At 71.6% G+C, this 21,835-nt stretch carries 22 protein-coding genes and 1 riboswitch; of the genes, 9 read left to right on the top strand and 13 right to left on the bottom strand.

Annotated elements, in window-relative coordinates; translation table 11 throughout:
* Window positions 1-111 precede the first annotated feature (111 nt).
* The 7 genes from ABZV94_RS07060 to ABZV94_RS07030 all read left to right on the top strand — a co-directional run bounded on the left by ABZV94_RS07060 (window position 112) and on the right by ABZV94_RS07030 (window position 6,812).
* Window positions 112-633 carry an Lrp/AsnC family transcriptional regulator gene (locus ABZV94_RS07060; RefSeq protein WP_041665515.1) on the top strand — a complete coding sequence of 174 codons (522 nt, stop codon included), beginning with the start codon at window positions 112-114 and terminating at the stop codon, window positions 631-633.
* Between the two features lie 19 nt (window positions 634-652).
* Window positions 653-2,017 (top strand): aspartate aminotransferase family protein, encoded by a 1,365-nt coding sequence (locus ABZV94_RS07055; protein WP_356338027.1) that lies wholly within the window; start codon window positions 653-655, stop codon window positions 2,015-2,017.
* A gap of 190 nt (window positions 2,018-2,207) precedes the next feature.
* Window positions 2,208-2,948 (top strand): ATP-binding cassette domain-containing protein, encoded by a 741-nt coding sequence (locus ABZV94_RS07050; protein ID WP_356338025.1) that lies wholly within the window; start codon window positions 2,208-2,210, stop codon window positions 2,946-2,948.
* Complete coding sequence (locus ABZV94_RS07045; RefSeq protein ID WP_356338023.1) at window positions 2,930-4,267, top strand: hypothetical protein; 1,338 nt, start codon at window positions 2,930-2,932, stop codon at window positions 4,265-4,267. Before ABZV94_RS07050 ends, ABZV94_RS07045 begins: the two co-directional genes overlap by 19 nt.
* A 97-nt stretch (window positions 4,268-4,364) precedes the next feature.
* The gene (locus ABZV94_RS07040; protein WP_356338111.1) at window positions 4,365-4,772 is read left to right on the top strand and encodes a VOC family protein; all 408 of its coding nucleotides are present in this window, start codon (window positions 4,365-4,367) and stop codon (window positions 4,770-4,772) included.
* Between the two features lie 34 nt (window positions 4,773-4,806).
* Window positions 4,807-5,931 (top strand): Rossmann fold nucleotide-binding protein, encoded by a 1,125-nt coding sequence (locus tag ABZV94_RS07035; protein ID WP_356338022.1) that lies wholly within the window; start codon window positions 4,807-4,809, stop codon window positions 5,929-5,931.
* Between the two features lie 203 nt (window positions 5,932-6,134).
* Window positions 6,135-6,812: an LAETG motif-containing sortase-dependent surface protein gene (locus ABZV94_RS07030; protein WP_356338020.1), complete on the top strand. Its 678-nt coding sequence runs from the start codon at window positions 6,135-6,137 to the stop codon at window positions 6,810-6,812.
* A 59-nt stretch (window positions 6,813-6,871) separates the two neighbouring features.
* Here the strand turns inward: ABZV94_RS07030 and ABZV94_RS07025 are convergent, their stop codons facing one another.
* From ABZV94_RS07025 to ABZV94_RS07000, 6 genes are all read right to left on the bottom strand, one after another.
* The gene (locus tag ABZV94_RS07025; RefSeq protein ID WP_356338018.1) at window positions 6,872-7,669 is read right to left on the bottom strand and encodes a maleylpyruvate isomerase family mycothiol-dependent enzyme; all 798 of its coding nucleotides are present in this window, start codon (window positions 7,667-7,669) and stop codon (window positions 6,872-6,874) included.
* A 24-nt stretch (window positions 7,670-7,693) separates the two neighbouring features.
* A complete protein-coding gene (locus ABZV94_RS07020) occupies window positions 7,694-8,713 on the bottom strand; it encodes an ABC transporter ATP-binding protein (RefSeq protein ID WP_356338016.1) in 1,020 nt (339 codons plus the stop codon).
* Entirely contained in the window at window positions 8,714-10,315 is a 1,602-nt protein-coding gene (locus ABZV94_RS07015; RefSeq protein ID WP_356338015.1) for an iron ABC transporter permease, read from the bottom strand. It abuts the gene before it with no gap.
* A gap of 47 nt (window positions 10,316-10,362) precedes the next feature.
* Window positions 10,363-11,472 carry a thiamine ABC transporter substrate-binding protein gene (locus ABZV94_RS07010; RefSeq protein WP_356338013.1) on the bottom strand — a complete coding sequence of 370 codons (1,110 nt, stop codon included), beginning with the start codon at window positions 11,470-11,472 and terminating at the stop codon, window positions 10,363-10,365.
* 81 nt (window positions 11,473-11,553) lie between these two features.
* Window positions 11,554-11,662, bottom strand: a riboswitch (TPP riboswitch).
* A gap of 23 nt (window positions 11,663-11,685) precedes the next feature.
* Window positions 11,686-12,792 carry a 23S rRNA (adenine(2503)-C(2))-methyltransferase RlmN gene (gene rlmN / locus ABZV94_RS07005; protein ID WP_356338109.1) on the bottom strand — a complete coding sequence of 369 codons (1,107 nt, stop codon included), beginning with the start codon at window positions 12,790-12,792 and terminating at the stop codon, window positions 11,686-11,688.
* Window positions 12,793-13,564: 772 nt separating this feature from the next.
* Entirely contained in the window at window positions 13,565-13,696 is a 132-nt protein-coding gene (locus ABZV94_RS07000) for a hypothetical protein (RefSeq protein WP_356338113.1), read from the bottom strand.
* On the opposite strand from ABZV94_RS07000, the gene ABZV94_RS06995 reads away from it, so the two are divergent.
* Complete coding sequence (locus ABZV94_RS06995) at window positions 13,658-14,140, top strand: SMI1/KNR4 family protein (protein ID WP_356338107.1); 483 nt, start codon at window positions 13,658-13,660, stop codon at window positions 14,138-14,140. The genes ABZV94_RS07000 and ABZV94_RS06995 overlap by 39 nt on opposite strands.
* An 85-nt stretch (window positions 14,141-14,225) precedes the next feature.
* Here ABZV94_RS06995 and ABZV94_RS06990 read toward each other — a convergent pair whose 3' ends face one another.
* The 7 genes from ABZV94_RS06990 to rpsB form a co-directional block, all read right to left on the bottom strand.
* Entirely contained in the window at window positions 14,226-14,417 is a 192-nt protein-coding gene (locus ABZV94_RS06990) for a hypothetical protein (RefSeq protein ID WP_356338011.1), read from the bottom strand.
* A gap of 40 nt (window positions 14,418-14,457) precedes the next feature.
* On the bottom strand, window positions 14,458-15,768 hold the full coding sequence (locus tag ABZV94_RS06985; RefSeq protein WP_356338009.1) for a cytochrome P450: 1,311 nt from the start codon (window positions 15,766-15,768) through the stop codon (window positions 14,458-14,460).
* A 257-nt stretch (window positions 15,769-16,025) separates the two neighbouring features.
* Window positions 16,026-17,171: a phosphatidate cytidylyltransferase gene (locus tag ABZV94_RS06980; protein WP_356338007.1), complete on the bottom strand. Its 1,146-nt coding sequence runs from the start codon at window positions 17,169-17,171 to the stop codon at window positions 16,026-16,028.
* Complete coding sequence (frr, locus tag ABZV94_RS06975) at window positions 17,171-17,728, bottom strand: ribosome recycling factor (RefSeq protein ID WP_014675285.1); 558 nt, start codon at window positions 17,726-17,728, stop codon at window positions 17,171-17,173. The genes ABZV94_RS06980 and frr overlap by 1 nt, the downstream gene beginning before the upstream one ends.
* Before the next feature lie 176 nt (window positions 17,729-17,904).
* On the bottom strand, window positions 17,905-18,663 hold the full coding sequence (pyrH, locus tag ABZV94_RS06970) for a UMP kinase (protein WP_171152412.1): 759 nt from the start codon (window positions 18,661-18,663) through the stop codon (window positions 17,905-17,907).
* 214 nt (window positions 18,664-18,877) lie between these two features.
* On the bottom strand, window positions 18,878-19,714 hold the full coding sequence (gene tsf / locus ABZV94_RS06965) for a translation elongation factor Ts (RefSeq protein WP_356338004.1): 837 nt from the start codon (window positions 19,712-19,714) through the stop codon (window positions 18,878-18,880).
* A gap of 163 nt (window positions 19,715-19,877) precedes the next feature.
* On the bottom strand, window positions 19,878-20,750 hold the full coding sequence (gene rpsB / locus ABZV94_RS06960) for a 30S ribosomal protein S2 (protein WP_356338002.1): 873 nt from the start codon (window positions 20,748-20,750) through the stop codon (window positions 19,878-19,880).
* 274 nt (window positions 20,751-21,024) lie between these two features.
* Between rpsB and ABZV94_RS06955 the strand changes: the two genes are divergently transcribed.
* Complete coding sequence (locus ABZV94_RS06955; protein WP_356338000.1) at window positions 21,025-21,579, top strand: M23 family metallopeptidase; 555 nt, start codon at window positions 21,025-21,027, stop codon at window positions 21,577-21,579.
* The last annotated feature ends 256 nt before the right edge of the window (window positions 21,580-21,835 follow it).

Here is a 21,835-nt window from a genome sequence, read left to right as displayed (position 1 = left end):
GCACCGACGTTTTCAACACCCCCGGCGCGACCACTTCTGCGAAATCCGCAAGGTGCGGTCTCGTAAACAACGGATTTCATTGATCGGGCCTTGCGAAACTGTCGAGACGTCGTGCACAGTGAGGCCGTGGCCAGTCGAAGCGCAGACCAGAGGGACTCCTCCCGCGAGTCCAGGAACGGCGGCAGTCCCCAGCTGGACGCCGTCTCCCTCGCCATCATCCAGCAGCTCCAGGAGGACGGCCGCCGGCCGTACGCCGCGATCGGCAAGGCCGTCGGCCTGTCCGAGGCGGCCGTGCGCCAGCGCGTGCAGAAGCTGCTGGACCAGGGCGTGATGCAGATCGTCGCCGTCACGGACCCGCTCACCGTGGGCTTCCGCCGGCAGGCGATGGTCGGGATCAACGCCGAGGGCGATGTCGAGAAGATCGCGGACGCGCTGACTGACATGTCGGAAGTCGAGTACGTGGTGATGACCGCGGGCTCGTTCGACATCCTCGCCGAGATCGTCTGCGAGGACGACGACCACCTGCTGGACGTCATCAACAAACGCATCCGGTCCCTGCCCGGAGTGCGCTCCACCGAGAGCTTCGTCTACCTGAAGCTCAAGAAGCAGACCTACATGTGGGGAACCCGATAACCGTGAGGACCCGATAACCGTGAGCAGCAAGGACCTCAGCCGCACCGCGTACGACCACCTGTGGATGCATTTCACCCGCATGTCCTCGTACGAGAACTCCCCCGTCCCGACCATCGTCCGGGGTGAGGGCACCTACATCTACGACGACAAGGGCAAGCGCTACCTCGACGGTCTCGCGGGTCTGTTCGTGGTCCAGGCCGGTCACGGCCGCACGGAACTCGCCGAGACCGCCTTCAAGCAGGCCCAGGAGCTCGCCTTCTTCCCGGTGTGGTCCTACGCCCACCCCAAGGCCGTCGAGCTGGCCGAGCGCCTCGCCGACTACGCCCCGGGCGACCTGAACAAGGTCTTCTTCACCACCGGCGGCGGCGAGGCCGTCGAGACCGCCTGGAAGCTCGCCAAGCAGTACTTCAAGCTCCAGGGCAAGCCGACCAAGTACAAGGTCATCTCCCGCGCGGTCGCCTACCACGGCACCCCGCAGGGCGCCCTGTCGATCACCGGCCTGCCGGCTCTGAAGGCCCCCTTCGAGCCGCTGGTGCCGGGTGCGCACAAGGTCCCGAACACCAACATCTACCGCGCGCCCATCCACGGCGACGACCCGGAGGCCTTCGGCCGCTGGGCCGCCGACCAGATCGAGCAGCAGATCCTCTTCGAGGGCCCGGACACCGTCGCCGCGGTCTTCCTGGAGCCGGTGCAGAACGCCGGCGGCTGCTTCCCGCCGCCCCCCGGCTACTTCCAGCGCGTGCGCGAGATCTGCGACCAGTACGACGTGCTGCTCGTGTCGGACGAGGTCATCTGCGCCTTCGGCCGCCTCGGCACGATGTTCGCCTGCGACAAGTTCGGCTACGTGCCGGACATGATCACCTGCGCCAAGGGCATGACCTCGGGCTACTCCCCGATCGGCGCGTGCATCGTCTCCGACCGCATCGCCGAGCCGTTCTACAAGGGCGACAACACCTTCCTGCACGGCTACACCTTCGGCGGCCACCCCGTGTCGGCCGCGGTGGGCCTCGCCAACCTCGACCTGTTCGAGCGCGAGAACCTCACCCAGCACGTCCTGGACAACGAGGGCGCCTTCCTGCAGACCCTGCAGAAGCTGCACGACCTGCCGATCGTCGGCGACGTCCGCGGCAACGGCTTCTTCTACGGCATCGAGCTGGTGAAGGACAAGAACACCAAGGAGTCCTTCAACGACGAGGAGACCGAGCGCGTCCTGTACGGCTTCCTCTCCAAGGCTCTGTTCGACAACGGCCTGTACTGCCGTGCCGACGACCGCGGCGACCCGGTCGTCCAGCTCGCCCCGCCGCTGATCTCCGACCAGGGGACCTTCGACGAGATCGAGCAGATCCTGCGGGCCACCCTCACGGAGGCGTGGACCAAGCTCTGATCATCCGACGGGATGACCGATCCGGCCCCGGTGCCCTCCGTTCGAGTGAGAACGGCGGCCCGGGGCCGTGTGCTGTCCGGGCTCCCGTCCGGGACCTGCCTAGCGTGCCAGTGACCGATCGGCCCTGCCTTCGTTCCCCCGGACGGGGGAACAGGCACGGGAAAACGGATCTGAACCGAGGTGTACGCCCATGGAGGCTCCGCCGGACAACGACGTGCTCTGGGCACGCTCCCTGCACTTCAGCCACCGCGACGGCTCCCCCGGACTCGCCGGGATCTCGCTCGGCGTACGGCAGGGCGAGATCCTCGCCGTCAGCGGCCCGCGCGGCAGCGGCAAGACGACCCTGCTGCGCTGCCTGTCCGGCCTGGAGCCGGTGCGGTGCGGCGAGGTCTGGTTCAACAGCTCCCCCGTGCACACGCTCGGCCCGATGGCCCGCGAGCGACTGCGCCGGGACCGCTTCACCTGGATCGACCCGGAGCCGTTCCTCGTCCCCGAGCTGAACGTGTGGGAGAACGCCGCGCTGCCGCTGATGCTGCGCGGCGTCGGGCGCCGCCGGGCCAAGGTGGCCGCGCTGGAGTGGCTGGAGCGGCTGGACGTCGGGGACAAGGCACGCAGCCGCCCCCGCGCCCTCCAGCACGCCGAACGGCAACGCGTCGCCATCGCCCGCGCGCTCGCCTCCGCGCCCACGGTCCTCTTCGCCGACGAGCCCACGGCCCCGCTGCACCGCGCCGACCGCGCCCACGTCCTGCGCACGCTCACCGCGGCGGCCCGCTCGCACGGCATCACGGTCGTCCTCGCCACGCACGACGCCGAGACCGCCGCCCTCGCCGACCGTACGGTTGCCCTGCTGGACGGGCGGCGCGTGCACACCGTGCACCTGCCGGACAGCCCCGACACGGAAGGCCGGGCGGCGTGCTCGCTCTCCGCCTGACCCGTGCCGCCCGGCCCGCCGTCCAGCTGCGCCGCCTGCTGGTGGCCGCCGCGTCGGCGGGCACCGGTTTCCTGCTACTGTCCTGCCTCGCCCACGCCCTGAACCACCCGCGGGCCGCGGACGCCGCCGCGCTGCGCCTGGCCTGGTGCGCGGTACCGCTCGCCGCGACGGTGTACCTCGCGCTGGCGGTCGCCCGCACCGACCCCGGCACCCGGCCGCGCCCCGGCCTGTCCGCCGTGGGCCTCGGCCCGGCCCGCCTCATGGCCGTCTCCGCCCTGACGACGGCCCTGTCCTGCACCCTGGGCTCGCTGCTGGCCCTGCTGGTCTTCCTGCACCTGCGCGGCGACCTGACGGGCATGCCGTTCGACGGCGCGGCGGCACACGCCCTGGCGGCGGACCGCTCCCTGCCCGTGCCGGCGACCCTCACCCTCCTCGGCCTGCTCCCGGCCACCGCGACGACGGCGGTGGCCCTGGCCCTGCGCCCGGCGGACCCGCTTCCCCCGCCCCGGACCGGCCGGGGCTTCGGCCGCTTCGGGGCATACGGGCAGGCCCCGAAGAAGGAGACGTTCGGGGCGGCGGGACGCTTCAGGGCACGGGCGGCGGAGCCGAAGGCGCCGGCCGCAGCCGACCCGCCTCCCGCGGGCGGTCGTACCGCCGGGGCGGTGGACGCGGACGGCGACGCGTCGGCGCCGGACCCCGCGCCCGACGCCGAACCCCCGGCGACCGCACCGGACGCCGAGGTCCGAGCCCCCTCCGGGCTGCCCTGGGGCGTGGCCCTCGTCACCGCCGGACTGGCCGTACAGGCGTACGCCGGCCGCTCCACCCCCGCCCCCTCGCTCGCCGTCCTCCTCGGCTGGCTCCTCACCGCCACCGGTCTCGTCCTGGCCGCCCCGGGCCTCACCCACCTGTGCGGGCGGCTCCTCCAGTCCACCCGCCCGGGGGCGCTGAGACTGCTCGCCGGCCGGGTCCTCATGGCGGAGGCCGCCCGGATCGGCCGCCCGCTGGGCGTGGTGTGCGCGGTGGCGTCCGCCGGCTACGCCATGACCGCCCTGTACGACGGCGCCGGCCCGGCCCCCGGTTCCGGCCCGCTCTCCGCCCTCGGCGCGCTCGTCGTCGCCGGCTCCACGCTCGCCACCCTCCTCACCGCCGCCGTGGAGGCCCGCCAGTGCCGCGCCGACACCGTCGCCGCGCTGCTCCGCCTCGGCGCGCCCGCCGTGATGCTGCGGGGCGCCGCCGCTCTGCGCGTGGCCGCCCTGCTGGCCCTGTTCGGCCCGCTCACCCTCGGGGTCGCCGGCCTGTCGGCACTGCCGCTGAACTGAAAAAGAAGTTCAGCGGTCACCGATGAGTCCGGCGCGGGCCGCCGGTCTACCCACCGAGCACGACGAACCGCGCACGACCCGGACGGGAGAGGCCCGCATGTACCAGCAGATGATCTTCGTGAACCTGCCCGTGAACGACCTCGACGCCTCGAAGAAGTTCTTCACGGAACTCGGCTACTCGATCAACCCGCAGTTCAGCGACGAGAAGGCGGCCTCCGTGGTGATCAGCGACACCATCGTCGCGATGCTGCTGACCAAGCCGTTCTACGCCACCTTCACCAAGAAGGAGATCGCCGACGCGACGACGACCAGCGAGGTGCTGATCTGCCTGAGCGCCGAGAGCCGCGCGCAGGTGGACGAACTGGTCGACAAGGCCGTCGCGGCCGGCGGCACGGCGACCGGCCAGACCCAGGACCAGGGCTTCATGTACGGCCGCGCCTTCGACGACCTCGACGGGCACACCTGGGAAGTGGTGTGGATGGACCCGGCGGCCATCCAGAGCTGACCCCGCGGCCGAACATCCGTGCCAGCATGGGCGGGTGCCATCGACACCCGCCCAGCCGCACCGCGCCGCCCACGACCGCGAGATAGAGTCCCTCGCCGAGTTCGACGAGGTCGTCGCCGAACACGGCTCGCTCGCCCGGTTCCGGGTCCAGGCCGTCGACCTGACCAGCCGTACGGACGTCCTGCTCCGCCTCGACACCACCGGTGCCGTCTTCCTCGGCTGCCCGATGGACCCCGAGGCCGCCGCACGGGTCCGCGCGGGAGGAGCCCTGGTGTTCCCGCCCGTACCGGGGCTCCCGTTCGACCCCTACCGCGCCCGCGTCTACACGCCCGACGAACTGTTCGAGTCGCTGGACGCGGGGTACGAGGTGACGCCGGACGCGCGCGCCTACGCCTGGTTCCAGCGGACGAGGGCCGACGGCGACGTCTTCGCCTCGATGCTCCGCGCGATCCACGACGACGCCGTCTCCGACGCCCTGGACGAACTCCTCGCGGGTGCCCGGGTGGTGGGCGTCATGGGCGGCCACGCGATGGCCCGGGGGACGGACGCCTACGCCGGTGCCGCCCGGCTCGGCCGCGCACTCGCCCGGGCCGGTTACACGGTCGCCACCGGTGGCGGACCGGGCGCGATGGAGGCCGCCAACCTCGGCGCGTACGCAGCCCCGTTCGCCGACGGCATGCTGGACGACGCGCTCCGGCTGCTCGCCAAGGCGCCCTCGTTCCGGCCGTCGGTCGGCGAGTGGGCGCACGCCGCCTTCGAGGTGCGCGAACGCTGGCCGGGCGGCGGGGACTCGGTGGGCATCCCCACCTGGTTCTACGGCCACGAGCCGCCGAACGCCTTCGCCGCGCACCTCGCCAAGTACTTCGCCAACGCCACCCGCGAGGACGGCCTGCTGGCCCGCTCCACCGCCGGGGTGGTCTTCCTGCCGGGCGCCGCCGGGACCGTACAGGAGATCTTCGACAACGCGACGCCCAACTACTACGAGTCGCGCGGCGAGCCGACCCCGATGGTGCTCGTGGACCGCGGGCACTGGACGCGGGAGCTGCCGGCCTGGCCGTTGCTCAGGTCGCTGGCGCGGGGGCGGGCGATGGAGTCCCGTATCGCCCTCGTTGACCGGATCGAGCAGGCTCCGGACGCGCTCAAACGTCTGGGCGGTTAATATGCGGGCAAAGTCAACGGCCGTTGACGGCCGATGCGTTGACACTACTTATGGAGCGCTTATAAACCTGTGAGCCTCCCGGGGTCGCTGGGGCCTCAGCTGTCCGTGTCTCACTCGTCGCCCCAACGTCCCCTCCACCCCCCGCAATTGCACTCTGTAAAGGACAAACATTGTCCAAGACTCTCCGTAGCGTACGCCGTTCCGTGCGCGTTCTGGGTGTCGCCTCCGGGTCCGCGGCGCTGGTGCTGGGCCTGGCCGGTTCCGCTCTCGCGTGCAACATCAAGGACTTCTCCGCCGAAGCCAAGTGCGACGGCGGCAAGGGCGTCATCGTCGTCACCGACACCGACGCGTCCGCCAAGGACGCCACCGTCAGCGTCTTCCTCAAGGGCGTCGGCGGTGTCGAGACGAAGATCGGCGAGCAGCCGGTCAAGGGGTCCAAGGAGGGTGTTCGGATCACCTTCTCCGAGGACTGGAAGCCGAGCGCCACCTACCGGATCCACGTCAAGGCCGGCACCATCGTCGACGAGGACATCCAGCCGGACCTGGTGACCCCGTCCACCGCCTGCGAGACCGAGAGCGAGTCCCCGAAGCCGACGGCGAGCGCGACCGTGTCGCCCTCTCCGTCGCCGTCGTCGTCGCCGAGCAAGTCCGCCCCGGCCCAGCCGGCGACCCCCGCCCCGTCGGCCTCGGGGTCGAGCTCCGCCCCGGCCGGCACCTCCGAGAACGCGCCGTCCCCGGCGGCCGGTGAGTCCAACCTCGCCGAGACCGGTGCGAACTCCAACACCGGCCTGATAGCCGGCGTCGCGGCCCTCCTGGTCGTCGTCGGCGGTGGCGCCGTCTGGTTCGGCATGCGCCGCCGCGGGGCGAGCCGCAACGGCTGACCGCACCGCCGTACCGCCTCCGGCCCGTTCCCTGTGCCCAGGGGACGGGCCGGAGCGCGTCAGCCGAACACGGTCCGCTCCAGCCAGAGTTCCAGCACCTCCCGGTCGCCGAGCACCTCCAGGCCGGGCGTGTCCAGCGGCAGCCGGCGGTAGAAGGCGAGCAGCACCGAGGTGAGCGGGCCGCGCAGGGCGACCGTGGCCTTCTCGTGCCCGCGCCGCCAGCTCACGCCCTCCTCGCCCAGCTCGACCATCCACTCGGCGTGCAGGGCCGGGTCGGCGTCGGTGGCGTGCAGATGGATCGAGCGCTTCGGGCCGCGCAGATCCCGCGCCGCCTCGCGGGGCGTGTTGCCCTGCACCCACTCCACGAGCTGGAGCCACTCGTCCAGCGCGTCCGCCGCGATGTCGGGCGCGACCTCGTAGGGAAGCCCGGCGGCGAGCGTGGCGTCGGCCCGGTGCACGGTGATCTCGCAGGCCATACGGCGGGCCCAGAAGCCGGTGTTCAGCATCCCGGCCCACGCCCACACCCCGGTGTCGGGACCGGCCTCGCGCAGCGCGCCGACGACCCGCTCACCGGTGTCGGCGAGCCACTCGTCCAGGGCCGCCGCGTCCCCGCGCCCCTGCGGACCGGCGCCCAGCGGCACCCGCTCCGGCGGGATGTTCTCCCGCGCCCGGGTGCGCACCAGGGTGTCCACCCAGCGCAGGGCGCCCCCCGTGTGGCGCACGAGGTCTTCCAGCGACCAGTCGGGGCAGGTCGGCACGGTGGCGGACAGGTCGGCGCCGGACGTCACCACGGCTCTCAACCGCTCGACCTGGTGGGCGATCTCGTCACAGTAACGGTCATGCGTGAGCACGGACATGACCTCACCCTAGGGGCGTCCTGATCAGTCGAGCACGACGGTTTCGGCCACGTCGAACTCCACGCCGACCCGGGCTCCGGGCTCCGGCGCGTCCCGGAGCGGGCAGGCCGCCTCCAGCCGGGGGCCGTCCGCCGGCTGGAGGTGGACGGCCACGTGGGTGCCCCTGAAGGTGCGGGCGGTCACCGTGCACGCCAGGCCCTGGTCGGCGGGGACGAGCCGGACGCCGGCGGGCCGGACGAGGACCGTGCGGTTGCCCTGCGCGGAACCGTCGGGCACCGGCAGCTTGCCCCACGGGCTGTCGGCGGCCGTGCCGGCGACGGTCGCCGGGACCACGTTCTCGAAGCCGAGGAAGCGGGCGACGAACGCGTCGGCGGGCCGCTGCCACACCTGGAGCGGCGTCCCGGTCTGCGCGATCCGCCCGTCCCGCATCACCACCACCCGGTCGGCCAGCGCGAACGCCTCGCCCTGGTCGTGGGTCACGGCGAGCACGGTCGTACCCAACCGGCCGAACAGCTCGCGCAGTTCGACCACCAGCCGCTCCCGCAGCGAGCGGTCCAGCTGGCCCAGCGGCTCGTCCAGCATGAGCAGCCGGGGGCGGGGCGCGAGCGCCCGGGCGAGGGCCACGCGCTGCTGCTCGCCGCCGGACAGCGAGGCCACCGCCCGTCGGGCGGCGCCGGGCAGCCCGACCAGCTCCAGCAACTGGCCCACCTCGGCGTCCCGTTCGCCCTTGGCGACGCCGTGCATGCGCAGTCCGAAGGCGACGTTGGCGCCGACGTCCCGCTGCGGGAACAACTGGTGGTCCTGGAACATCAGTCCCACGCCCCGCTGGTGCGCGGGGACGCCCGCCTGGTCCCGGCCGTCGAGCAGGACCCGTCCGCCGGACAGGGGCTGGAGTCCGGCCACGGCCCGCAGCAGGGTCGACTTGCCGCTGCCGCTGGGGCCGAGGACGCACACCACCTCGTGCTCGGCGACATCGAGCCCGACGGCGTCGAGCACGGCCCGCCCGCCGAAGCGCACGGTCGCGGCATCCAGGCTCAGCAGCATCTAGAACTCCCCCGTCCGGTCGGTCCGCAGCCGCTCCAGGAGCAGCAGCGCGGCGGCGCACACCACCATCAGAATCGTCGACAGGGCCATCGCCTGGCCGTAGTTGAGGTCGCCGGGGCGGCTGAGCAGCCGGGCCACGGCGACCGGGAGCGTGGGGTTGTCGGGGCGGGCGATGAACACGGTGGCCCCGAACTCGCCGAGCGACACGGCGAACGCGAACCCGGCCGCGACCAGCAACGCCCGCCGCACCAGCGGCAGATCCACCTCCCGCCACACCCGCCAGGGCGAGGCGCCGAGCACCGCCGCCGCCTCCCTGAGCCGGACGTCCACCGCGCGCAGCACGGGCAGCATGGTCCGTACGACGAACGGGGCGCCGACCAGCGCCTGGGCGAGCGGCACCAGGAGCCAGGACTGGCGCAGATCGAGCGGCGGCTCGTCGAGCGCGATCAGGAAGCCGAAGCCGACGGTCACGGCGGAGACGCCGAGCGGCAGCATGAGCAGGGCGTCGAAGCCCCGCACCAGCCGTCCCGCGTCCCGCCGGGCCAGCGCGGCGGCGGCGAGACCGCCGATCACCACGGCGATGCCGGTGGCCGCGACCGCGTACTGGAGCGAGGTCCACACCGCGTGCACGGGCGCCACCAGGAACGTACCGCCGTCCGCGCGGGTCAGCGCCCGGTAGTAGCCGAGGCCGGGCGCGTCCAGGGAGCGGCTGACCAGAACGGCGAGCGGCAGGACGAGCAGCAGCGCGACGGTGGCGAGCACCGAGGCGAGCAGGGCCCACTGCCCGGCCCCACGCGGGCGCCGCGCGGTCGCCCCCGGGTCCACGAGCCGCAGCGCGGTCTCCCGGCGCCGCACCGTCCAGGCGTGCACGGCGAGGACCGCGCCGACCGCCGCGAACTGGACCAGCGTGAGGACGGCGGCCGTGGACAGGTCGAAGACCTCGGAGGTCTGCCGGTAGATCTCCACTTCGAGGGTGGAGAAGGTCGGGCCGCCGAGGATCTGCACCACGCCGAAGGAGGTGAAGGTGAACAGGAACACCATCAGGGCGGCGGCGGCCACGGCGGGCGCGAGCGCCGGCAGGGTGACCTTCCGCCAGGCCGTCAGCGGGGAGGCGCCCAGCATCCGCGCGGCCTCCTCCTGCCGGGGGTCGAGCTGCGCCCACAGCCCGCCGACGGTCCGGACGACGACCGCGAAGTTGAAGAAGACATGGGCCAGCAGGATCGCCCACACCGTGGTGTCCAGCCGTACCCCCCACAGCTCGTCCAGCAGTCCGCCCCGGCCGACCAGTGCCAGGAAGGCGCTGCCCGCGACGACGGTCGGCAGCACGAACGGGACGGTGACGACGGCCCGCAGCACCTGCTTGCCCGGGAAGTCGAGGCGGGCGAAGACGTAGCCGGCGGGCAGGGCGAGCAGCAGGGTGAGCGCGGTGGAGGCGAGCGCCTGCCAGGTGGTGAACCACAGCACGTGCCGGATGTCCGGCTGGGCGACGACGTCCGCGATCCGCCCCAGGTGCCAGGCGCCGTCCATCCTGAGCCCGCGCGCGACGATCGCGGCCACGGGCCAGGCGAAGAACAGCGCGAAGAACGCGACGGGCAGGGCCATGAGGCCGAGCCGCGCCGCGCTCCCGCGCCTGTCCCTCGCGCGGGCGGTCACTTCAGTACGAGTGACGTCCACGACTTGACCCACTGGTCGCGGTTGGCGGCGATCTTGTCGGGGGCCATGGTCTCGGGGTCCTTGGCGGCCGGCCCGTACTTCGTGAAGTCGGCGGGGACGGCGGCCCCCTTCACGACCGGGTAGACGAACATGTTGAGCGGCATGTCCTCCTGGAACTCCTTGGAGACCAGGAAGTCGATGAACGCCTTGGCCCCCTCGGGGTTCTTCGCGTTGCTGAGCAGCCCCGCGAACTCGATCTGCCGGAAGCAGGTGCCGGTGGCCACGCCGGTCGGGGCGGTGGCGGGCCGCTTCTTGGCGTAGATCACCTCGGCGGGCGGCGAGGAGGCGTACGACACCACGAGCGGCCGGTCACCGCCCGCCTTCTTCCCCCCGGTGGAGCCGGAGAACTCCTGGGAGTAGGCCTGCTCCCAGCCGTCGACCACCTTGACGCCGTTGGCCTTGAGCTTCTTCCAGTAGTCCTGCCACCCTCCCCCACTCTCGGCTCCGCTCGAGCGGGAGGTACCCCCATCCCCGAACCGCGCGGCGCTGCCCAGCAGGAAGCCGAGGCCGGGAGAGGAGGTGGCCGCGTTCTCGGTGACGAGGAGGTTCTTGTACTGCGGCTTGGCCAGGTCGGCGAAGGTCTGCGGCGGGGCCAGCCTGTGCTTGCTGAACCAGGCCTTGTCGTAGTTGACGCAGATGTCGCCGTAGTCGACGGGCGTGACCCGGTGCTTGGCCCGGTCCAGCTGGTAGGGGGCCGCGACCTTGTCGAGGCCCTTGGCCGTGTACGGCTGGAACAGCCCGTTGTCGAGGGCGCGGGAGAGCAGGGTGTTGTCGACGCCGAAGAACACGTCGCCCTGCGGGTTGTCCTTCGTCAGGATCGCCTTGTTGACGGCCTGCCCGGCGTCGCCGTCGTTGAGGACCCGCAGCTTGTACCCCGACTGCTTCTCGAAGTCCCGCTGCACCTTCTTGGACACGGCCCACGAGTCGTGGCTGACGAGGGTGACGGTCCTGGAGTCCGAGGACGACCCCCCGTCCGACGCACCGCACGCGGACAGCCCGATCAGGCCGAGCCCGACCGCCACGGCCACGAAGGTCTTGTTGTGCACTGGATGTCCTCCTGGGGTTGGCCAGGAAGAGACGCGGCCCTGCCCGGGCTCCGCTGGGGAGACCCGGGCAGGGCGCAACAGCTTGAGTGATGACCGAACTTCCTACCCAGAATGACCTGGGCGAGGTTCAGAGGGTCTGCGGCCCTGTCCGCCGCACTCTCAGCGCTGTGGCGCTCCCCTGTCGGAATATGAAGATATGTGGACGGGGTCAGATTACCGCTCGGTGGCGGCGAGCTGACCACAGGCTCCGTCGATCTCCTGTCCACGGGTGTCCCGGACGGTGACGGGCACGCCGTGGGCGGCGATGGCCTCCACGAACGCCTTCTCGTCCTCCGGGCGCGACGCGGTCCACTTCGACCCCGGCGTCGGGTTCAGCGGGATGAGGTTGACGTGCACGGGCTTGCCCTTCAGCAGCCGCCCGAGCCTGTCCCCCCGCCACGCCTGGTCGTTGATGTCGCGGATGAGCGCGTACTCGATGGACAGCCGGCGCCCGGACTTCTCGGTGTACTCGAACCCGGCGTCCAGCACCTCGCGCACCTTCCACCGCGTGTTCACGGGGACGAGGGTGTCGCGCAGCTCGTCGTCGGGGGCGTGCAGGGAGATCGCGAGCCGGCACTTGAGACCCTCGTCCGCGAACCGGTGGATGGCCGGCACGAGTCCGACGGTGGAGACGGTGATCCCGCGCTGCGAGAGACCGAGCCCGTCCGGCGTCGGGTCGGTGAGCGCCCGGATGGCACCGACGACCCGCTTGTAGTTGGCGAGCGGCTCACCCATCCCCATGAAGACGATGTTGGACAGCCGCGCGGGCCCGCCGGGCACCTCGCCGTCCCGCAGGGCCCGCATGCCGTCCACGATCTGGTGGACGATCTCCGCGGTGGACAGGTTCCGGTCCAGCCCCGCCTGCCCGGTCGCGCAGAACGGGCAGTTCATACCGCACCCTGCCTGCGAGCTGATGCACATGGTGACCCGGTCCGGGTACCGCATGAGCACGGACTCGACCAGCGTCCCGTCGAACAGCCGCCAGAGCGTCTTGCGCGTGGTCCCCTGGTCGGTGGACAGATGCCGGACGACGGTCATCAGCTCCGGGAACAGCGCTTCCTGGAGCTTGGCGCGGGAACCGGCGGGGATGTCGGTCCACTGCTCCGGCTCGTGCGCGTACCGCGCGAAGTAGTGCTGCGAGAGCTGCTTGGCACGGAACGGCTTCTCACCGATCCCGGCCACGGCGTCCTTGCGCTCGGCAGGCGTGAGGTCGGCGAGATGCCGCGGCGGCTTCTTGGCTCCGCGCGGCGCGACGAAAGTGAGTTCTCCGGGCTTGGGCATGGTGGTTCCAGTGTCGCAGATCGACTTGGGTGGGCTGCGGGTGCCGTTCGCTGCGACTGTCGTCAGTGGTCGCCACCTGTCGCCGCTGAGCGGCCTCGGACGGCCCAGGGACGGCCCGGCCGCCCCAGAGCCCGTCGAGCGGCCGAGCACCCGGCACACGCAGACGAGTCTCGTGGAGGCCCCCAGTTCCTCGAACGCCTCGTGCAGTCCCAGGTACTCCTCCGTCGCCAGGCCGGCGTCGACCTCGAACAGCCCGTCCGGAGTCTGCGGCCCGTGGGCCCGGAAAAGCCGCCGCCGGGTGGGGGATGCGTTGGCGGGCAACCGCGCACGATCCAGGGGCCGCGGCTTGTCCGCGTACCGGAAAGGGAAGAGCGCGTGCTCGTTGATCACGGCGTACTCGTATCCCCGTACGTCCCGCACGGACTCCCCCAGCTCCCGTGCCGCGTCCGCCAGCCCCTCACGCACCGCTCCGGCGAGGGCGACACCGTAGGGACTCCGCTTCTTCAGCCCCGCCGCCATGTGCGCCGCGTGAGCCTTGGCATGCGCCTTGGCCAGTTGCACTGGAACCGCGGCGGCGAGCGCGCCGGCATGCCGCCCGAACCGCTCGACCGCCCAGTCCGACGGTGCTGCCGGATCGCCCCCCGGCATGGACATGCAGCGCCCCCTTCGCCCGATCACCCGCCTTTCAACTGTGTGACACGTACACGAAGGGCACACAAGGGAGCGATCCGGCCATGACGCGAGCCGGGAGTTCTGTCACCGCTGACTGGTATCAATGGGCCGCATGGATCTTGAACAGGCGAACCCTGATGACCTCGCGGCGCTTCGTGCGGCTTTCGCTGTCGACGATGGCGCTCGGTCCGCGCTGGGCTGGGAAGCGGTGCGCGCGTTCGAAGCGGAGCACGGCATGGTTCTGCCGGAGCCGTACCGCACCTTCGTCGCCGAGATCACCGACGGTTCGCCCTCCGGGCCGCCGGACTACGGGTTGCTGGGCCTGGCCGAGCTGCCCGATGACTGGGGGGACGACCGGCCCGTACGTGACCTGAGCCGGCCCTTCCCCCTCACCTCGCAGTGGCTGTGGGAAGAGGACGACTCGGAGCCGTCCGAGGAGACCGACCTGGTCATGGGCCGGGTCTTCGATCACGGGTCGATCGTCCTCGGATCGGACGGGTGCGGCATGTACTGGCACCTCGTCGTCACCGGCGCGCATCGTGGACACGTCTGGTTGATCACCGGGGAAGGCGCCACCCCGTTCGGAGCCGAGTTCGGATTCACCACGGCTGAGCCGGGATTCGCCGGGTGGGTCAAGCACTGGGCCGCCAACAAGCCCTGGTTCGACGCCGAGTGACGTGGCCGGCCTCCCGACGCCGATCGCCGAGCGCGGCACGTTCACGGACCCGTTGCCGCTCCGACGGCACGGTGAGGTGACCGTTCTAGTCGCCGTCGGTGTCCCCGCTGCCGCCCCGGCGCCGGCCGCTCTTCTGGGCGGTGCTCAGCAGTTCGCCCGCGCCGCGGGTGAGCGCCGCGACGACGCGGACCCAGCGCGGGCCGCCGCGCTCCGCCCAGACCACGCACACGCAGCCGCCGATGGCGAGGGCCAGGACGCCGAGCAGTGGATAGATCATGTTCCCCCCTGTGTTCCCGCGTACCTTGCCATGGAACGTGTCACCACGTCACGGGCAGGGTCCTCGGCCCGCGGATCAGGCCCTGCCGTTGGAACTCGACCTCCTCGGGTGGCACGGCCAGCCGGATGCCGGGGAAGCGGGTCAGGACGGCGTCGATCATGACCTCGGCCTCCATGCGGGCCATGACGGCGGCCAGGCAGTGGTGCGGGCCGTACCCGAAGGCCACGTGGGCGAGGTTGACGCGGTCGAAGTCCAGGGTGTCCGGGTCGGGGAAGACCGCGGGGTCGCGGTTGGCGGCGAGGTAGGCGTTGTAGACGACGTCACCGGCCCGGATCAGCCGGCCGCCGACCCGCACGTCCTCCGTGGCGACGCGTGGGATGCCGACGCCGTTGCGGTGCGGGACGTAGCGGAAGAGTTCCTCCACGGCCCGCGGCAGAAGCTCGGGCTCGCGGCGCAGCCGGTCCAGGTGTCCGGGGTGGGTGAGCAGCGCGTACATCATCGAACCGCTGTTGTTGCGGACCGCGTGGCCGCCGCTGACCTGGACGGCGATGGCGAGGGAGACCGCCTCGTCGTCGGTGATCTCCCCGGCCGCGGCGGCGCGCGCCAGCACGCCGGCCAGATCGTCGCGGGGTTCCTCCCGGCGTCTTTCGAGCAGTTCGGTGATCCGGGCCCGGGTGGTCCGGGCCGCTTCCCTGGCCCGCTCCTCCGACTCGGCGCCCGCGGACAGCAGGGCTTCGCCCGTCGTGGCCCAGCGGTGCCAGTCCTTCTCCTCCACACCGAGGAAGTCGCGGAGCACGGCGATCGGAAAGGGTCCGTGCAGGTGTTCCATGAGGTCGGCCGGGGCGCCGGCGCGTGCCATCCCGTCGAGCAGGTCGGCTGCCCTGCGTTCCGCGAGCGGCCGCAGCCGCCGCATGCTCCGCCCGGTGAACGCGCGGGCGACGACCCGGCGCAAGCGGGTGTGCCGGGGCGGGTCGATGTACTGCAGGCCCGCCGTCTGCGAGGCCACCGGCGCCGGGCGCATGGTGGTGACGGCGCGGCCGACGACCCGTTCCCGGGAGAACCGCGGGTCGGAGGTGACGAACCGGACGTCCTCGTACCGCGTGACCAGCCACGCGCACCCCTCGCCGTACGGCAGCTTGATCCGGGTGACCGGCTCCTCGCGCGACAGCACGTCCAGGAACGGGTCGGGGACGAGTCCGGGCAGATCCTCGACGGGCCAGAACCGGACGGGCGGGGATGGCGGGGCGGCGGCGGGGCCGGGACCGGGGTCGGCGGAGGTGGGGGCCGGGTCGATGGGGGCCTGATCGGCGGAGGCGGGGCCGGCGGTGGCGGGCGTCGGGTCGAGGGGCATCGGCTCACTCCCTGCTGCGTCGCCGGGCGGCGGTGGAACGGCCGTCCTCTGAGGAAGTCTGCCGCGCGCCGACACCGGCCGCCGATTCGTGCTGCGGCATCCGGGTGCCGGGGGTGCCCGAGTACGACACCACCCGCCGTACGACACCGGCCTCCGTACGACACCGGCCTCCGTACGACACCGGCCTCCGTACGACACCAGGGGTACGACGACGGCCCCCGCCCTGTTTCAGGACGGAGGCCGAAGAGCCGTACCGGTCACGCGGAGCCGACGAAGATCACCATCAGCAGCCACACCACCGGAGCCGTGGGCAGCAGCGAGTCGAGCCGGTCCATGATGCCGCCGTGCCCGGGAAGCAAGGTGCCCATGTCCTTGATGCCCAGGTCCCGCTTGATCATGGATTCGCCGAGGTCGCCCAGCGTGGCGCTGGCCGCGACCGCGAGGCCCAGCAGCAGACCCTGCCACCAGCGGCCGTCGTCGATCAGGAACTGCATGCACAGCGCGCCGGCGGCCATCGCGAACAGCACCGCGCCCACCAGCCCCTCGCGGGTCTTGCCGGGGCTGATGCGCGGCGCGAGCTTGTGCTTGCCGAAGCGCCAGCCGACCGCGTAGGCGCCGGTGTCGCTGACGACCGTCAGGATCAGGAAGGTGAGCACCCGCCAGGAACCGTCGTCGGCGGTGAGCATCAGCGCGACGAAGGTGGCCAGGAAGGGCACGTAGAACGCGGCGAAGAGGCCGGCCGTGACGTCCCTGAGGTAGTTCTCCGGTGGCTCCGTCATCCGCCAGACCAGCGCGGCCAGCGCCGTCAGCGCCATGGCGATCCACGCGCCCTCGGCACCGCGCACGTAGCCGGCGACGACCATCGCCGCGCCGCCGACCGCGAGCGGCACCAGCGGCGCCTTGATGCCCTTGCGCTCCTGGAGCCTGCTGGTCAGCTCCCACAGACCGACGACGACGGCGACCGCGATCACGCCGACGAACACGGCCTTGACGATGAACAGGGACGCGACGATCACCACACCGAGCCCGACGCCGACGCCTATGGCCGCGCCGAGGTCACGGCCCGCGCTCTTCTTCTGCGGCGCTGGCGCCGGCTGCGGGACGTCGGGCATGGGCTCCGGGTTCTGGGTCTCGGCCGGGAGTTCCCGGGCCTGGAACGTCTCGTCTCGGAACAAGGGGCCGCTCAGCCGAGCGGCCCCCCGGTCGTCGTCCTGGTCTCCTCCGCCATACGCGGGGGCGTCCGGCACGATGGGCATGGGGCGAGTCTGCTGCGCCTCAGGCGCATCGTACGCGGGACCCGCCGGGCCGGCCCCCGGGACAGGCTGGGCGGGCCCGCCCCCGGTGGGCCCCCAGTACCCGGCCTGGCCCGCCGATGGCGGCGCCCCCCAGGAAGAGTCGCTCATCAGACTTCGAGCAGCTCCGCTTCCTTGTGCTTGAGGAGCTCGTCCACCTGGGCGACGTACTTCGCCGTGGTGTCGTCGAGCTCCTTCTCCGCACGACGGCCCTCGTCCTCGCCGACCTCGCCGTCCTTGATCAGCTTGTCGATGGCGTCCTTGGCCTTGCGGCGCACCGAGCGGATGGACACCTTCGCGTCCTCGCCCTTGCCCTTGGCGACCTTGATGTACTCGCGGCGGCGCTCCTCGGTCAGCTCGGGGAACACCACCCGGATGATGTTGCCGTCGTTGCTGGGGTTGACGCCCAGGTCGGAGTCGCGGATGGCCTGCTCGATGTTGCGCAGCGCGCTCTTGTCGAACGGGGTCACGACCGCCATGCGCGGCTCCGGCACGGAGAACGAGGCCAGCTGGTTGATCGGCGTCGGGGCACCGTAGTAGTCGGCCACGATCTTGTTGAACATCGCCGGGTGCGCACGGCCGGTGCGGATCGCGGCGAAGTCCTCCTTGGCGACCACGACGGCCTTCTCCATCTTCTCCTCGGCTTCGAGGAGGGTCTCTTCGATCACCACTTGCTCCTGCGTGTCTTGAGTAAGGCCCGGCTGCGGTTCCTGAAGTCGGTCGGCGGCCGGCTGCGTCGCGTCTTCTTCCTGCACGGTTCCCGACCGGCAGGACATTGTCCATCCCCCGGCCAGGGTCCGGCCCCCTCACAGGGCCGTACGTCACCGGCCGGGTTGATCCCGGGTCAGTCCCGGCTGTCCTGGTCACCCACCAGCGTGCCGATCTTCTCACCCTTGACGGCGCGGGCGATATTGCCCTCCGCGAGAAGCTCGAAGACGAGGATCGGGAGCTTGTTGTCGCGGCACAGCGTGATGGCGGTGGCGTCGGCGACCTTGAGGTCGCGGGTGATGACCTCGCCGTAGCCGAGGGCGTCGAACTTGACGGCGTCGGGGTTGGTCTTGGGGTCGGAGTCGTACACCCCGTCCACGCCGTTCTTGCCCATGAGCAGCGCCTCGGCGTCGATCTCCAGGGCGCGCTGGGCGGCGGTGGTGTCGGTGGAGAAGTACGGCATGCCCATACCGGCGCCGAAGATGACCACGCGTCCCTTCTCCAGGTGGCGCACGGCGCGCAGCGGGATGTACGGCTCGGCGACCTGGCCCATGGTGATGGCGGTCTGCACGCGGGACTGGATGCCCTCCTTCTCCAGGAAGTCCTGGAGGGCGAGGCAGTTCATCACGGTGCCGAGCATGCCCATGTAGTCGGAGCGGGCGCGGTCCATGCCGCGCTGCTGGAGTTCGGCGCCGCGGAAGAAGTTGCCGCCGCCGATGACGACCGCGATCTGGGCGCCGTCGCGCACGACGGCCGCGATCTCGCGGGCGATCTTGTGCACCACGTCCGGGTCGACGCCCAGGCCCCCGCCACCGGAGAAGGCCTCTCCGGACAGCTTCAGCAGAAACCGGCCGCGTACTTTGCCGTCGTCGCTCTTCTGGGCCTTGGTGGTCATGGGGATCCCAACTCTTTCACGTGTTGCACATACGAAGAAGGCCATTGCCGATGGGGTTGCTTTTCGCTCCCATGCGCGGCAATGGCCTCCTCGTCAGATCTGCTGCCGTCCGCCGCACGCCGGGGTGTGGCGGTGTACGCGGACGACTGCGGTCGACCTTATCGGGATTTCCTCGTGGATTTCTCCGGGGTCGCGCGTCGATCGCGGTACGGACTCAGATGCCGACCTTGATGCGCGAGAAGCGCTTCAGGGTGACACCGGCCTCGTCCAGCACCTTCTGGACCGACTTCTTGTTGTCGAGCGCGTACGGCTGGCCGAGCAGCGTGGCGTCCTTGAAGAAGCCGTTGAGACGACCCTCGACGATCTTGCCGATCGCGGCCTCGGGCTTGCCCTCGGCGCGGGTGGTCTCCTCGGCGATGCGGCGCTCGGACTCGACGACCTCGGCCGGCACGTCCTCCTTGGAGAGGTACTTCGGCGCGAAGGCGGCGATGTGCTGGGCGACGCCCTTGGCGACCTCGGCGTTCGGCTTGTCGAGCTCGACCAGGACACCGATCTGCGGGGGCAGGTCGGGCATGGTGCGGTGCATGTAGGCGGTGACGTAGCCGTCGGAGAACTGCGCGAAGCGGTCCAGGACGATCTTCTCGCCGAGGTTGGCGTTGGCCTCGTCCACGAACGCCTGGACGGTCTTGCCGGGCTCGATCTCGGAGGCCAGCAGGGCCTGGATGTCGGCCGGGTTCGTCTTGGCGACGTGCTCGGCGATGGCGTTGGCCACGGCCTGGAACTTCTCGCCCTTGGCGACGAAGTCCGTCTCGCACTTCAGCTCGACCAGGACACCGGAGGAGTTGTCGTCGGCGATGATGGAGACCACGGCGCCGTTCTCGGCGGAGCGGCCCTCGCGCTTGGCGACGCCCTTCTGGCCCTTGATGCGCAGCGCCTCGACGGCCTTCTCGACGTTGCCCTCGGCCTCGTCCAGCGCCTTCTTGCAGTCCATCATGCCGGCGCCGGTCAGCTCACGGAGCTTCTTGACGTCGGCGGCGGTGTAGTTCGCCATGAGTCTGTGAGTCTTTCTCGAAGTCTGGAAGATCTTCAGATCCGCACGGTCCGCGGTCCGGGTCCCAGGGGAACGCGGGCCGCGTACGTCGTGCCGACCTACGGGTGAACAGCGGGGGCGGAGTCATGTCCCGCCCCCGCCGTCGAACGCTGACGGATCGGCGTCAGGCCTGCTCGGCCTCGGCGGCCGGCGCCTCGGCGGCCGGAGCCTCGGCAGCGGCCTCGGCCGGCTTCTCGGCCTCGGCGGCCGGAGCCTCGTCCTTCTTCTCACCCTCGAGCAGGTCGCGCTCCCACTCGGCGAGCGGCTCGCCCGCGGCCTTCTCGCCCTTGTCGCCGGTGGCGACGCCGGAGCGGGCGATGAGGCCCTCGGCGACGGCGTCGGCGATCACGCGGGTGAGCAGGGTGACGGAGCGGATCGCGTCGTCGTTGCCCGGGATCTTGTAGTCGACCTCGTCGGGGTCGCAGTTGGTGTCGAGGATCGCGACGACCGGAATGTTCAGCTTCCGGGCCTCACCAACGGCGATGTGCTCCTTCTTGGTGTCCACGATCCAGACGGCGCTCGGCACCTTCTGCATCTCGCGGATACCACCGAGGGTCTTCTCCAGCTTGGCCTTCTCGCGGGAGAGGACCAGCAGCTCCTTCTTGGTCAGACCGGAGGACGCCACGTCCTCGAAGTCGATCTGCTCCAGCTCCTTCAGGCGCTGCAGACGCTTGTAGACGGTCGAGAAGTTGGTGAGCATGCCGCCCAGCCAGCGCTGGTTGACGTAGGGCATGCCGACGCGGGTGGCCTGCTCGGCGATGGCCTCCTGCGCCTGCTTCTTCGTGCCGACGAACATGACCGTGCCGCCGTGGGCGACGGTCTCCTTGACGAACTCGTAGGCGCGGTCGATGTACGACAGCGACTGGAGCAGGTCGATGATGTAGATGCCGTTGCGCTCGGTGAAGATGAAGCGCTTCATCTTCGGGTTCCAGCGACGGGTCTGGTGACCGAAGTGGACGCCGCTCTCCAGCAGCTCCCGCATCGTGACGACGGCCATGGCCGTTTCTCCTTGGTGTTCTCGGTTGTGCCGCGTCCGCCGGACGGCGGCCGCGCCTGACGCCCGCGATGCGCCGTGCCGCGAGGGACCGAGGGGCGCTTGGTAGGAACCGTTGCCGGCTGCCGTACCGGGGCGTGCGAAGTCGACCCGGTGACCCGGATCGCCAGAAGAAGTGTACGGGACCGGCGAGGTACCGGGTGACGCCGCTGTCCACAACCGGCGAGTGGTCCACAGGGCCGGACCGTGACCGGCGGGTGTGCGGGACGGTGTCGGCATGCGACGAACGATGCGATGCGCGCTGCCGCCGGCCCTGGCGGCGGTCCTGCTCACGCCTCTGGCCTGGGCGGACACGCCTCCCGTGGTGCCGCCGCCCCCCGCGACGGCTCCCGTGCCGCCCGTGGCCCGCGCCTGGCCGGTCGGTGTCCGCCCGCCGGTCCTGCGTGGCTGGGAGCCACCGCCGACGGTGTACGGCCCCGGGCACCGGGGAGTCGACCTGGGAGCTCCGGCCGGGGCGCCCGTACGGGCGGTCGCACCGGGCCGCGTGTTGTTCGCGGGGCGGGTGGCGGGCAGGGGCGTGGTCTCGGTGGAGCTGCGGGGGACGGATCTGCGGACGACGTACGAGCCGGTGCGGGCTTCGGTCCGGAAAGGGGAGGAGGTGGAGGCGGGGGCGGTGGTCGGGGTGGTGGAGCCGACGGGGTCCCACTGCGGGACGCGGACGTGTGTGCACTGGGGTCTGCTGCGAGGGGACGCGTACGTGAACCCGCTGTCGCTGCTGCCGCCGTGGCTGCTGGGCGGGGGGCCGTCGAGGTTGCTGCCGGTTGGGTCGTAGGCGGGGTGTTGCTGCGCGGTTGTGCCGTAGACGGGTTGCGTCTTAGGCGGGGGTCGGCTGTGCCGAAGGGCCACCGGAGGTCGCACGTCCGTCGCGGGCCCGTCGTGGTCGCTCGCGCAGTTCCCCGCGCCCCTCAGGAGCGCCCCGCCGCCGACCGGTGCCGGGGAGGCTCAGCCCCTGGAGACCACCGGAGGTCGCACGCCGGCCGCGGGCCCGTCGTGGTCGCTCGCGCAGTTCCCCGCGCCCCTCAGGGGCG

Source organism: Streptomyces sp. NPDC004658, assembly GCF_040609555.1.
Lineage (GTDB): Bacteria > Actinomycetota > Actinomycetes > Streptomycetales > Streptomycetaceae > Streptomyces.
The sequence above is the reverse complement of the archived record's forward strand: the minus strand, read 5'-3'. Positions and strand labels throughout refer to the sequence as shown.